Origin of the sequence: Nostoc sp. 106C (assembly GCF_002154725.1) — a bacterium.
In the GTDB taxonomy this organism is placed as follows: Bacteria; Cyanobacteriota; Cyanobacteriia; order Cyanobacteriales; family Nostocaceae; genus Aulosira.
This window is the reverse complement of sequence record NZ_MTAW01000138.1, coordinates 40,095-52,202: the sequence shown is the minus strand read 5'-3', so window position 1 is coordinate 52,202 and position 12,108 is coordinate 40,095. Positions and strand designations below refer to the sequence as shown.

Annotated in this window: 14 protein-coding genes; 7 read left to right on the top strand and 7 right to left on the bottom strand. The window is 42.1% G+C overall.

Annotated elements, in window-relative coordinates; translation table 11 throughout:
- Window positions 1–217 precede the first annotated feature (217 nt).
- A complete protein-coding gene (locus BV375_RS37055; RefSeq protein ID WP_166507496.1) occupies window positions 218–376 on the bottom strand; it encodes a hypothetical protein in 159 nt (52 codons plus the stop codon).
- Window positions 377–535: 159 nt separating this feature from the next.
- Here BV375_RS37055 and BV375_RS21400 point away from each other — a divergent pair, with 159 nt between their 5' ends.
- Together BV375_RS21400 and BV375_RS21395 are read left to right on the top strand one after the other, a co-directional pair.
- Window positions 536–922: a 6-carboxytetrahydropterin synthase gene (locus tag BV375_RS21400; protein ID WP_086764012.1), complete on the top strand. Its 387-nt coding sequence runs from the start codon at window positions 536–538 to the stop codon at window positions 920–922.
- Window positions 923–1,501: 579 nt separating this feature from the next.
- The gene (locus BV375_RS21395; RefSeq protein ID WP_086764010.1) at window positions 1,502–1,717 is read left to right on the top strand and encodes a hypothetical protein; all 216 of its coding nucleotides are present in this window, start codon (window positions 1,502–1,504) and stop codon (window positions 1,715–1,717) included.
- Window positions 1,718–1,778: 61 nt separating this feature from the next.
- Here BV375_RS21395 and ribD read toward each other — a convergent pair whose 3' ends face one another.
- Complete coding sequence (gene ribD, locus BV375_RS21390; protein ID WP_086764008.1) at window positions 1,779–2,963, bottom strand: bifunctional diaminohydroxyphosphoribosylaminopyrimidine deaminase/5-amino-6-(5-phosphoribosylamino)uracil reductase RibD; 1,185 nt, start codon at window positions 2,961–2,963, stop codon at window positions 1,779–1,781.
- A gap of 133 nt (window positions 2,964–3,096) precedes the next feature.
- Between ribD and BV375_RS21385 the strand changes: the two genes are divergently transcribed.
- Window positions 3,097–3,369, top strand: coding sequence for a hypothetical protein (locus tag BV375_RS21385; protein ID WP_086764006.1), 273 nt, complete (start codon window positions 3,097–3,099; stop codon window positions 3,367–3,369).
- 531 nt (window positions 3,370–3,900) lie between these two features.
- Here the strand turns inward: BV375_RS21385 and mreD are convergent.
- The 3 genes from mreD to BV375_RS21370 all read right to left on the bottom strand — a co-directional run bounded on the left by mreD (window position 3,901) and on the right by BV375_RS21370 (window position 6,486).
- On the bottom strand, window positions 3,901–4,518 hold the full coding sequence (gene mreD, locus BV375_RS21380; protein WP_086764004.1) for a rod shape-determining protein MreD: 618 nt from the start codon (window positions 4,516–4,518) through the stop codon (window positions 3,901–3,903).
- A 36-nt stretch (window positions 4,519–4,554) separates the two neighbouring features.
- Window positions 4,555–5,358: a rod shape-determining protein MreC gene (gene mreC, locus BV375_RS21375; protein WP_086764002.1), complete on the bottom strand. Its 804-nt coding sequence runs from the start codon at window positions 5,356–5,358 to the stop codon at window positions 4,555–4,557.
- A gap of 120 nt (window positions 5,359–5,478) precedes the next feature.
- Complete coding sequence (locus BV375_RS21370; protein WP_086764000.1) at window positions 5,479–6,486, bottom strand: rod shape-determining protein; 1,008 nt, start codon at window positions 6,484–6,486, stop codon at window positions 5,479–5,481.
- A gap of 369 nt (window positions 6,487–6,855) precedes the next feature.
- On the opposite strand from BV375_RS21370, the gene BV375_RS21365 reads away from it, so the two are divergent.
- Window positions 6,856–7,218, top strand: a complete 363-nt coding sequence (locus BV375_RS21365; protein WP_086763998.1) for a single-stranded DNA-binding protein — start codon at window positions 6,856–6,858, stop codon at window positions 7,216–7,218.
- Between the two features lie 58 nt (window positions 7,219–7,276).
- Here the strand turns inward: BV375_RS21365 and BV375_RS21360 are convergent, their stop codons facing one another.
- Entirely contained in the window at window positions 7,277–8,026 is a 750-nt protein-coding gene (locus tag BV375_RS21360) for an SIMPL domain-containing protein (protein WP_086763996.1), read from the bottom strand.
- Between the two features lie 453 nt (window positions 8,027–8,479).
- Here BV375_RS21360 and BV375_RS21355 point away from each other — a divergent pair, with 453 nt between their 5' ends.
- The gene (locus BV375_RS21355; protein WP_086763994.1) at window positions 8,480–9,958 is read left to right on the top strand and encodes a cation:proton antiporter; all 1,479 of its coding nucleotides are present in this window, start codon (window positions 8,480–8,482) and stop codon (window positions 9,956–9,958) included.
- Window positions 9,959–10,095: 137 nt separating this feature from the next.
- Entirely contained in the window at window positions 10,096–10,230 is a 135-nt protein-coding gene (locus BV375_RS38800) for a hypothetical protein (RefSeq protein WP_279432950.1), read from the top strand.
- Here BV375_RS38800 and BV375_RS37050 read toward each other — a convergent pair.
- Complete coding sequence (locus BV375_RS37050; protein ID WP_166507495.1) at window positions 10,227–10,367, bottom strand: hypothetical protein; 141 nt, start codon at window positions 10,365–10,367, stop codon at window positions 10,227–10,229. The two genes, BV375_RS38800 and BV375_RS37050, sit on opposite strands and share 4 nt — an antisense overlap.
- Before the next feature lie 777 nt (window positions 10,368–11,144).
- On the opposite strand from BV375_RS37050, the gene BV375_RS21350 reads away from it, so the two are divergent.
- A complete protein-coding gene (locus BV375_RS21350; protein ID WP_086763992.1) occupies window positions 11,145–11,477 on the top strand; it encodes a hypothetical protein in 333 nt (110 codons plus the stop codon).
- Window positions 11,478–12,108 lie beyond the last annotated feature (631 nt).

Here is a 12,108-nt window from a genome sequence, read left to right as displayed (position 1 = left end):
GAATATATGAAAACCAAGCTTCAGACCGGACAACGCAAAATCAAAGGGTTTGAGGATTTCTTATCCCGAGCTCAGGTTAATTACATTCGTATCTACTGGCAATGTAGTCCATTGCACAAAAGTAGGCTTGAAGAATAAACAAGCCCTATTCTGCGAGTTCTGCTTTGCAGTAAGTAAGGGTGCGGGGATGACGCTCCTACGTCGCTAGCGCTGTGCGCTAACGCAATCGACGCAAAGTGGAGCCACTGCGTGGATGAGGCAGTGCGGTCTTGGGGTTTTCCCCCATGAGCAACAGCCGAAAGGGTTTGCCGGCTTTTAGACGCGGACTGGCTTCCCGCATGGTAGCAAGTGGCGTCCAAGGCTGCGACCTACTCACCGCTACGCGTCTACGCACTCTGCGATAATTTATCTAGCAAATCACTTCATGGTCATACAAACAACAATTAAGCAATACTTGTAAATATCTGGTTGTGGTTGTTAATCAGATAAGGTGACATGAGTATTTATTCATCATAGACTACGCGGTAATGTCAAAATGCCCGAATGGAAATTAACAACAGAATTTACTTTTGATAGCGCTCACTACATCAAAGATTACGATGGCCCTTGTGGTCGGATGCACGGGCATACTTATAAAGTTAGAGTTGAGGCAAAATCATCACAGTTGCACTCTTCGGAGTATTGCCCACACCCAGTCATGGTGGCTGACTTTAGAACCTTACGTTGGGCTAAACAAGACGTAACCAAGGGTGGACTCGACCATTGTGTTCTCAACGAAGTCTTACCTCCTGAATACGAAACAACTGCGGAGATGATTGCTATGTATATTTATGATCAAACCAAGAAGCGTTTACCACTAGATGTGGAATTGAAAGTCCGAGTTTCTGAAACACCTAATAGCTGGGTAGAGTACAAAGATTAAAAACAATGTGAGGTTGAGAAATACCAGTAAATTTTGGTGTTATTGATAACTGATAACTAAATATTGCAAAATTTAATCGTAATTTGTTATACTGCTCATCACGAACACAAAATATTTATATTTCTCTTCCTCCCAAAGGCATAAAAAGTGTTTTTATAATTTAACTTAATTTCAGTAAAAATTCTTCTTATTTAATTTTGGGCAGAGAAAAATTTCTAATGTTTATTTTTACATACTTTCGCAACCAAGGAAGTGGAATCAAACAATGGCAAAGTTTTGCGTAATTACTGCGGCGAGCCTTTGCATTCTGAAGTTCTGAGTGGACAGAATAATATTATTTTTTCTTCCGATTAAAAAACCACGATTTAAGATAATTTAAGTATATATACCTGAAAATTTTAGTAAAACTATTAGTGACATCTGCCGATTGGGATTACTAATTCTTAATCTTCATAAAGTTATAAATCGGTTTATTAAGCTATTAATAATACTTGTCTCAGCTTCTACATTCAGGCCGTAATCTGTTGTCAGAATTGTGTAATCTGAAAACAGCTAAGCTAATACTTAAGTTGAGGTCTGATGACTCCTACAATTATGCGTCAGCTTTGGTCTGTGGTTGAAACCGCTCACACCAAGACCCTATTGCAGCTAGACGATGCTAACTTGGTGCAATGGTTGGTAAAACAGACAAATACCCAAGCATTCTTAGAACCTAATGAAGCGGATTTTCTGTGTGATTATATTCAATCTCGGCTCTCCCTAATTCGCGATCTGGCTTATGAGCGACAGTGTTAATGGGAATTAGTCACAATGCATGAGTCCGTAGTTAAAAGCGATAACTCTAAGCTGTTGACGACTAACTTTGTCGGGGCAAATAACCTTCCACCAAGCAATCAGAACCCACTACACGCCAACGGACATTTTCTAGGGGCAAAGCTTCGGTCATAGTGGTAAAACCCAAATCGCCTACTGGCGTGGGAGCATTACTACCACCAATGATTTTAGGAGCAATAAAGGCAAGAATTTTTTGCACCGCTCTCCCCGCGATCGCACTAGCTGCTAAAGTCCCACCACATTCCCACAATACGCTACAAAAACCCCGTTCATATAAGTGCGCCATGACATTATCTGGTGTGAGTGAAGTGAACTCCACCACCTCCACTCCCTGTTGCCGTAACAATTCTTGAAAATTGGAGTTAGCACCTACCTCTGTCAACACCAAAGTAGGAGCCTCAGCTGTTTGCCATAGGTGAGCATTTTCTGGCAAGTTTAGATGGCGACTCATGACCACCCGCAAGGGATTATGGGACCCTACCTGATGGCTGGTTAGGTAAGGATTGTCCTGTCGCACTGTATTACCGCCAACAATTATTGCATCGCAAGACGCCCGCAGTTGATGTACTTCACTGCGGGCGTCTTGGTTTGTCACCCAAGCACTGTGACCAGAAGTAGTAGCAATTTTGCCATCCAAAGTCATGGCATATTTCAAAATACCTAAAGGGCGTTTATAAAGAATGCGATGCACAAAAGCTTCGTTGAGTTGTTGGCAGGCTGTTTCTTCTATACCCACTAACACTTCTATACCCGCTGCACGTAAACGAGCAATGCCGCCACCCGCTACTAGTGGATTTGGGTCTACCATACCCACCACCACCTTTGCTACACCAGCAGCGATTAACCCTTCCGAACAAGGCGGAGTGCGTCCATAGTGATTGCAAGGTTCGAGATTGACATAAACTGTAGCACCACGAGCGCTCTCTCCTGCTGCTCTCAAAGCAAAAACTTCCGCATGAGGTTCACCAGCACGAGGATGAAACCCTTCCCCAACTATCTCCCCATCTTTGACAACCACTGCACCTACTAACGGATTTGGTGAAGTGCGCCCCAAAGCGCGACGGGCGAGTTCCAAACATCGCCGCATCATGCGAGAATCAAAATCACTGCCTATCCTTTTCTCAGTCGAATCCAGTGGCAGCGTATTTTCTGGAGTGTAGTTAGGTAGAGATGCATCTACTTGAGCGATCGCAGGAGAATTATTCATAATTTTGGGTAACACTCTCAATATTTTCCACGCTAGCTGGTCTTTTGGGCGATCTTTTAACAGTAATATTCAGGTTTTACTTTTGGTTATCTTAATTTACAGCAATTTTTGACGTTGCTGATTGAAAGTATGAATGAGCCTCACGCATACAGGCGAAGCAGGAGAAAGAATTGAGGTAGAATTTTTGCGTCCGGCGACATTGGATAATTTAGTCACCCGCTTAGAAGACTCACGCTTACCATCGACTGATATTGTCCACTTTGATGGGCATGGTGTCTATGACCCCGATGGGCGATTTCATGAACGGGCGAAATCCAGTGACCCTGTGGGAGCTAGGAAAGGGGAAAATGCCAATGGCAGCAATATAGATTATCTTTTGTTTGAGAATCCATTAATTCGTAATTAAAAGCGATCGCACATGGCAATTTGAGCGCAAAAATTAAGCATGGTTCAGCACAATGGGGTAAAAACACAATAATATTGTCTGCCTATGTATCAAAATATTCTGTTTTTTATCGCCCTCATCCCTTGTTTTGAGGGTTTAGGTTCCGATTATAAAGGAAGACCAAAACATGAATTATCCGGTCTGTAGGAGCACGGCATCCAAAAACTTTTGGTAAAACAGACATTTATATCGGTATCGTGCCCCTACGATTTGGGCATTTTCTTAATTGGAAGTCTTCAAAGCTGCATCATTTGAGTTCAGAAGGCGAAACTTGAAGCTAAAAGCATGAACCTTGCACTTCAAAACGAGTATTTTCTAGTTCAGAAGGCGAAACTTGAAGCTAAAAGCACGAACATTGCACATCAAAACCTGAACGTTGCTGAATAATTATAAGGGCACAACAATGTTGTGCCCTTATCTTGGTTTATTTAATTGCAAAATGGTGTTTTCCCTAATCCCGGCTACATCTGTAAACTACTTGGCCAAGCAAATTTAAGATTGCTCAAACAATTTCATTTCCTGCCACCAACGATTCAGGGGATAGTAAACTACTGGTGCCCAAAGACTGCTGAGGATAGCAGAAGCTAAAGCGACACGCTGATAATATGTCCAAATGTATTCGGTTTTGCGATCGCCCATTAAGCTCAACTCCAAACCAAAAATAGTCTCTGCGACTAACGCCATTGCAAAGACAATTAACGCAATCGAAATAAAGTCTTCCTCGATAAAACGTTGCTTCTCAATTAGACCAGTCAACATCCCTACTATTCCCAGCGACAAGGCATGAGTAGGGCTGGGTGAAGTCATGGCATCCTGAAGTAGACCCAGAACTATACCTGCAAATGCCCCAGACCAAACTGTGCGTTTGACACTCCAAGCCACTACCCAAATTAACAACCAGTTAGGCCCAATTCCCAATAATTCCATACCAGGTAAGCGGGATGGCAACATCAGCAAACATAACAACACAGACCCAACTGTCACTGTCCAATCCACAAACTGACGCGTGCGCGGATGCCAACGCGCAATAGGTGGGATTTGGATTTTGGCTTTCCGCGCTGGTGATTTTGACTTTTTTTGACGGCGACCAGTAAAAGCAGGAATCTTCATGGTGTTGCAAGAGTTGTGGGGAATTTAGTTAGACTTTTACGGTTGTGAATTTGTTGGCTGGGGATTTTCTACCTCTGGGATTGGGTTTTCTGGTTTTGGGTATACACCCACCCAATCTAATGACCGAATTGGTGGGAATAATTCCACTTTGGCAACGGATGCAGGAAGCTTCTTTAAATCTAGAGATTTAATTCTGCCTACTGCTAAACCAGAAGGAAACTTCTGACTGTAAGTTGATGTCGTAACAAAATCACCGACCTTCACATTGGGCACTTTTTCATAAAATTCCAACACAGCTTCAGCCGAAGAATCTCCTCGTAAAACGCCTTTGGCTGATGTGCGACTAATTGTTACACCCACTTGACTCTTAAGGTCACTGATGAGTAACACGCGGCTAGTATTAGGAGTTACACTCTCTACTAAACCTACTAATCCGCCTTCTGCCTTGACTATAAAGCCTTCTTTAATTCCTGAATTCGCACCACGATCTAAGGTGATTTGCTGCCACCAGTGGTCAGCACTACGTCCCAGTACCCGTGCTGGAACTGGACGCGATGAAATTGGCTCTTTTTCTACATAACCTAATAAGTTTTGTAACTTTTGATTTTGAGTTTGCAGGTCTACTATACGTGCTTGCAACTCTAATGTTCGAGCATCTCTGAGTCGTTCTTCAGGTGTTGGCCCTGCTTGCAACATTTGTAATGGACGAGTAATTCCTTGGTACATCTCTAGCAGAAGCGTACCCTGGGTTTGTCGCAATACCCAAGCACTACCTAACACTAGTGCTATTAATCCAATCTGTAGGCTTTTCCGATCCCACCAACGACGTGATAAAACCATCTATCCATACCTTAATTTTTATATTTTTAATAGTTTGTGAATTTTGAGGTTCTATTTATATAAAACCCAATATCAGATAGTGAATTCTCAGTGTTTACCATTCACTACCCGATATTTTTGCTACATATTACGAGAACGACCGCTGAATACGCGTTCCAGTTGTTTGAAATTCTCCAACACACGACCTGTTCCCAACACCACACAACTTAAAGGATCCGCAGCAATATGGGTGACAATACCTGTCTCATGACTAATTAAAGTATCTATGCCTTTAAGCAAAGCACCACCACCAGCGAGCATAATCCCCCTATCAATAATGTCTGCTGCTAGTTCAGGAGGTGTGCGTTCTAGTGTCCGCTTCACCGCTTCTATAATTACTGATAGAGGTTCAATCATACTTTCACGAATTTCGGGACCTTTGATAGTGACAGTTCGTGGCAAACCAGAAAGCAGATGCAAGCCTCGAACTTCCATGATTGCGTCACTATCATCATTAGTGGGATAGGCAGAGCCAATCCGAATCTTGATATCCTCAGCAGTACGTTCCCCAATCACCAAGTTATGAACTTTCTTCATGTATTGCAGGATGGCTTCGGTAAGTTCATCACCAGCAATGCGTACTGATTCGCTGATTACCGTACCTTGAAGGCTGAGTACTGCAACTTCTGTTGTACCACCACCAATATCGATAATCATGTTGCCAGTGGGTTCAGCAACTGGCAGGCCTGCACCAATTGCCGCAGCTACTGGTTCATCAATTAAATAAACCTCTCTGGCTCCCGCTTGGGTAGCCGCATCCATTACAGCCCGTCTTTCTACCCCTGTAACGCCGCTGGGAATCCCAATGACAATTCGGGGTAAAATTAGAGATCTGCCCTCATTAACACGTTGAATAAAGCTTTTTAACATCAGCTCAGCTGTATCAAAGTCAGCGATTACCCCATCACGCAAAGGCCGGAGGGCAACCACATTTCCAGGTGTGCGACCGAGCATTTTTTTGGCATCTTCTCCTACTGCCAGTGCGATCTTTTCGTTTTGATCGATGGCAACTACCGAAGGTTCTTGGAGTACAATACCTTTACCAGATACATAAACGAGGGTATTAGCAGTACCGAGGTCGATACCCATATCCCACGATGAGCGAAAGTTCCTAAAAAAACCCACGCGTCCTACGCCCCCTATTTGCGATATTTGATGACTACAACGGTAAGAGTTAATCGTGCTGGATTCTATTACGTTTTTGATCCTGAGTCCAGTAAAGCAGGCTATTTTTTTAGATAACTTTTGAGAATCTTTACTACATCTCAGTCCACTAATTTCTAATCTTCTCTGACTAACTCAGTATATCCGTATAGTTTTCTACTTTATCCCAAGTAATTTGTATCATTTTTAGTTGCAAGTATATTGCTCAATCTTTAACATATTTTCAACAGTTCCACAATTCGCTATGATGGAATTCTGAATAAATGAGTACGTATGTACTGAAAGGTAACGCACATGAGCATCAATGTTGTCACCCTAATTGGTCGTGTGGGCAACGACCCAGAGATAAAGTATTTTGAGTCTGGTAGTGTTAAGTGCAGATTAACACTAGCTGTTAATCGACGCACTAAAGAAGGGGAGCATACCGATTGGTTCAATTTAGAACTGTGGGGAAAGACGGCAGAGGTAGCCGGTAACTATGTGCGCAAAGGGAGGCAAATAGCCGTCAAAGGTTCCTTGAAGTTTGATACCTGGAGCGATCGCAACTCTGGAGTCACTCGTTCATCACCAGTTATCCAAGTAGACCAGCTTGATTTACTAGGTTCCAAGCGTGATGGAGACGGAGGAGCGGGGGATTTTTCACCAGAAAACTTTTAATTTGTCATTGGCCATTAGTCATTAGTTTTACAAAAGACAAATGACTAATGGCTAAGAACTAATAACTTATCTGCAACGTCACCGATGCTTCTACTTGCTGTTCGCCGCCAACTACTGGGGTAGACACATCCGCATTGCTCACCTTCATAGCTTCAGTACGCATCAATACAGGTGGTGGCGGCGGAGCACTAGCAGCATTAACTTGAATATTTACCACTTCTTTAGACTTCAAGCCCAAAGCACTAAAAACAGCTTCTGCTTGTGCTTGCGCGTCTTGAGTAGCTTCTTTGAGTGCTTGTTTTTGGGCGGCTGCGATCGCCTCATCAGTAGCCACAAAAGTAACACTGTTAATTTGCGTAGCACCAGCTTTCACAGCTTCATCCAAAAGCGTACCAGCTTTCTCTGTGGCGATGCGAAAACTAACGGTGTTACTAGCCGCATACCCAGTAATTCGCTGCACATTATTGGTATAGCTATAAACGGGGTTGAGATGGATACCTGTGGTTTGTAACTTCTCTACATTACGGCTCTTGAGTAGAGCAACCACAGCTGATGACCTACGAGCTGCTTCTTGTTGTACCTCCTGTGCTGTTTTACCCTGAATTTCCACTCCTAAATTAACTAGAGACAGAGTAGTAGGAATTGTTTCCATACCACGACCACTGACGGTAAGTGTATGCGATAATTTTTCTTTTTCTTGTGCCAAGCTAGGCTGAATAAAAGTCACACATACCAGCAAGGCTAAAGGCAAAGTTTTCCAAAATTTGCCAATACGAAACTGAGAACCGGATAAAGCGGCTCTATACATAAGATTTGCACTCCTCGGACAATTATCTACGAATGTTCGTCATCAAGCATATCTAAACAATCCACATTTAACGATCAACTGTTAATAGTTAACCGCCACCAAGAGATTTGCACAATTCTCATGAATTAAATAGATACGAGTTGTGTATTTCCACTGTGACACTGCTATTTTCAAAAGCTGGAATGGTTACATTTTTTGAAACTTAAAATAGCACCTCAAAGTCTGTAGAGATTCTTGATGGCAGATTAAGCTACTGAAAATTGAATCTCATATTATTCGGACTCTGATTTAGAAAGGAATAGGAATTAAAATTTTCAATTCCTTAATTGCTTTTTGCAAAGGGATGAAGTATCCATCGCTAAGTATTTCTTCCCGTTCCGTTAATCTTGCAGAATAATAGGAGCCTTCTGTTAGAAAAAGGTAAAAATAAAGAGATGGATTTTCACAGAACCAATGCAGTTTATAGATGCAATCAACTTCTCTTTTCCTCTGCTGGCAAGCACAACAGACACCGCAGATAGCTCAATGGTAGTCGCAGCAGTGCTGCTGAGCTTAGTGGTAATTTACCTCGCTAGCAAAGTTGGTGGAGAGTTATCAAATCGGGTGGGTTTGCCGCCTGTATTAGGCGAACTCGTAGGTGGCGTAATTATCGGTATCTCTGTTTTACACCTTTTGGTGTTTCCAGAAGGTGGTACGGATAGTTCTAGTTCTTTGATTATTTCATTCTTGCAGAACACTGCTGGGTTAAGTCCACAAGCTGCTGATGGCGTTTTTAGAGCGCAATCAGAAGTAATTTCTGTTTTATCAGAACTGGGAGTAATTATCCTGCTGTTTGAAATAGGTTTGGAGTCGAACTTAAAAGACTTAATGGCAGTTGGCATCCAAGCTACTATCGTGGCAGTAGTAGGGGTAGTCGCACCCTTTGCAGCAGGTACTATTGGGTTGATGACTTTGTTTGGTGTTGGTGCTATACCTGCAATTTTTGCTGGGGCAGCTTTAACTGCTACTAGCATTGGTATCACTTCTAAGGTGCTCTCAGAATTAGGGCGTCTCAATTCTAAAGAAGGGCAAATTATTCTCGGTGCTGCCGTAATTGATGACGTACTAGGAATCATTGTTCTAGCAGTGGTTGCTAGCTTGGCTAAAGATGGCGAAGTAGATGTCACTAAAGTCATTTATCTAATAATCAGTGCCACTACTTTCCTATTAGGTGCGATTTTACTCGGCAATGTTTTCAATAAGACCTTTGTCGCAATTGTGGATCGCCTCAAAACGAGGGGTGAGTTGGTAATACCAGCATTCGTGTTTGCCTTTGTTATGGCATATCTAGCTGCTGTTATTCAGTTAGAAGCAATTCTAGGAGCTTTTGCCGCTGGTTTAGTCTTGGAAGAGACAGATAAGCGCAAAGAACTGCAAAAGCAAGTTATTCCTATTGCTGATATGTTGGTGCCGATTTTCTTTGTTGCTGTTGGGGCAAAAACTGATTTAGGAGTATTGAACCCAGCAATTCCTAGCAATCGGGAAGGTCTAGTTATGGCATCTTTCCTGATTGTAGTAGCCATACTTGGTAAAGTTATCACAGGCTTAACGGTGTTTGGTCAACCACAAATCAACCGTTTGGCGATTGGTGTGGGGATGATTCCCAGAGGTGAAGTCGGATTGGTATTTGCTGGTGTTGGTGCTGCTAGTGGTGCGCTCACCAAACCACTGGGCGCAGCAATTATCATGATGGTAATCTTGACAACCTTTTTAGCTCCTCCTTTGTTACGGTTTGTATTTCCAGAAACGAATATCGTGGCAACAGACTCAGAGCAACTCATTTTAGACGGCGCTGCGGCTTCATCGTTGACAATAGAAACACCTCAGTTGCTTGTCTCAAAATTAAATGATCCTAGTAGTCTGGAATCAGGAGCCGATTCCCAGGAAAGTTAATTTTAGATCTTAAGTAGAAACACTCTGTTGATTGCTTCTTAAGGTAGATTAAGACTGAGTTCTGAGTAGGAATTATTCAGAACTCAGCGATCGCTTACGTAGACCTATATGAAGCAGTATTATTGGGGAGCTACTCCGTGGCAGTAAGTCCACCGCTAAAGGTGGGTTTCCTAACCTATGCGACTGGTGTCAGCAGTAGCGAGTTACAAGCTTTACCTGTTCACTGTTCGGCGGAGCCGTTCCCGTTCCCCAAAGGGGTTGCCGAAGGCTAGGGTAAGCGTTCCCCTACGAAGGAACTGCCAGTTAGCCCAACCCAAGCACCAGCAAACTTCCAAGGGAAACTGATTCGCCCTTGGCTTTCCCTTGGACTTGGAGAGTAAGGCTTACCGTTCGCCCTTGGCGTTGCCATAGGGTAGAGTACCCGAAGTATTTGTTGTTAAATATTGCTATGAGTGTTGGCTACATAGCATTCTGTGTCAGTATTTTCCGAGCCATCTGGAGATTTTTCTATGAACATAGGAAACTTCCAGTGCCAAATATCCGTCCCCTAAGACTGTAAATTTTAATTTTTTCTCATTACAATCAGCATTCAGAATGTTATCAGTTTCCAGGTTTTATCCTTTTTCTCATCTTACTTTAGTCATTGGTCTAGCAATTAGGAATTAGCACTTGCCAGCCTAACCACATCTATTGACAGCAATTAGAACTTAAGACATGGGGTATCGATTACCAGCGATCGCACAACTCCAATTAAATTCCTGACTAAGTCCACTTTTAGTGACGAAGATTGACTAGTTAAGATTAATTCTAGTTAGCCTTTATGGTCTTTATCTAATGCTTTTTAGATCGAAGTTCTAGACGCTAACAACATAGTCAGTGAAATTAACGTGTAAGATTATACCCTATACCAGATAAGCAATTTTTTGGCTTTGCTACCATAAACTTTTTATGCCACCTCTAAAACATCTCAAAAATTTTCCTCAGCCCAAAAATGGGCGAATGGTAGTCATGATTAACTTTGGACGCGGCGACAAAGAACCTGGGGCATTGGTATTAGTTAAGTAGGTAAGTACCAGGGTGGCAGAGATTTTGGAGCAAAATGGTGTGCAAGTGATTATGACACGAAATTTTGATTATTTTGTCAATTAGTAAGAGCGAGGCAATATGGCAGCAAGAGCTAAGGCTAATGTATTTTGTCAGCATTTATGGTAATTCAGTAGGGGCAGGTCATCCTGATGTCAGTAGATTAGCAGCGTATGATTACGACAGTGGTTTAGGTCTAACTCGCATTGTGGATCACAGCATTCTTCAAAGTTTGAATGTCATAACCCCAGGAGGAGTGAGGCGAGCCTTTTATGCGATTCTCGGGGAAATCAGCTATTTAACTGGTCAGGAGGATATTGTTAATTTACAAACCCTAGTTATCAAAATCAAATGGCGGCAGCGATCGCTCGCGGTATCCTTTATTACCTCAAACAAAGATAAGAAAAGAAGTAAAAAAGTTGAGTACTTACACTAAATGGCACCAATTTTTATAAAACTAAGTAGCTATGAACCGCATACACGAGAAAGGGGGGAAAATCTTCTCTTTCCTTATGCCTTTGTTTCTAGGCAAATCTGCATGGGCTTCGCACAGAACAAATTGATAAAAATATTTATCCCTTCTGTTTTCTTCTTCGTAGACTTTGCCTGCTCTTCAAGACAGCTAATCAAGGAAAATTCCTACAATCAAACAAGAGAATTAAGATGCTATACCCTAATTTCCTGTGCTTTATTCCCTATTTTCAAGACAGTCATGCTAAACAATCCTTAAACGTCGATTCTTTTTTAAGGGCAATTAGTCTCATCTGTACTGCTCGACACACCTATCCATAAATATTTTTCTAAATATTAAAGAGTAGCTGTCACCAGCCTGAGCATAACAATTGGCAGTAGTTACATTTTTATACTCGGTGCATTAATTATTAGCAATCAAATCAGATTAAAATCAATTTTTAGTTGATTGCAATGTCATTAACGAAAATTGATTGAGTCAGGTTAATTCTAGTTATGTTTTTTTGGTGTACCCTGATGCTTTGCACGTTAAAATTCGCAGCGCTAACAGCATGGCAAAATTACAGGTACATGCTAAGATTTTACGCCATTAGCTG

Coding starts and splice junctions, on each gene's coding strand:
- BV375_RS21365 (WP_086763998.1), top strand. CDS start 6,856: ATGAGCATCAATGTTGTCACCCTAATTGGTCGTGTGGGCAACGACCCA.
- mreD (WP_086764004.1), bottom strand. CDS start 4,518: ATGAAGATTCCTGCTTTTACTGGTCGCCGTCAAAAAAAGTCAAAATCA.
- BV375_RS21400 (WP_086764012.1), top strand. CDS start 536: ATGCCCGAATGGAAATTAACAACAGAATTTACTTTTGATAGCGCTCAC.
- BV375_RS21360 (WP_086763996.1), bottom strand. CDS start 8,026: ATGTATAGAGCCGCTTTATCCGGTTCTCAGTTTCGTATTGGCAAATTT.
- BV375_RS21350 (WP_086763992.1), top strand. CDS start 11,145: ATGTATTTTGTCAGCATTTATGGTAATTCAGTAGGGGCAGGTCATCCT.
- BV375_RS21355 (WP_086763994.1), top strand. CDS start 8,480: ATGCAGTTTATAGATGCAATCAACTTCTCTTTTCCTCTGCTGGCAAGC.
- ribD (WP_086764008.1), bottom strand. CDS start 2,963: ATGAATAATTCTCCTGCGATCGCTCAAGTAGATGCATCTCTACCTAAC.
- mreC (WP_086764002.1), bottom strand. CDS start 5,358: ATGGTTTTATCACGTCGTTGGTGGGATCGGAAAAGCCTACAGATTGGA.
- BV375_RS37050 (WP_166507495.1), bottom strand. CDS start 10,367: ATGGCAACGCCAAGGGCGAACGGTAAGCCTTACTCTCCAAGTCCAAGG.
- BV375_RS21370 (WP_086764000.1), bottom strand. CDS start 6,486: ATGGGTATCGACCTCGGTACTGCTAATACCCTCGTTTATGTATCTGGT.
- BV375_RS21385 (WP_086764006.1), top strand. CDS start 3,097: ATGAGCCTCACGCATACAGGCGAAGCAGGAGAAAGAATTGAGGTAGAA.
- BV375_RS21395 (WP_086764010.1), top strand. CDS start 1,502: ATGACTCCTACAATTATGCGTCAGCTTTGGTCTGTGGTTGAAACCGCT.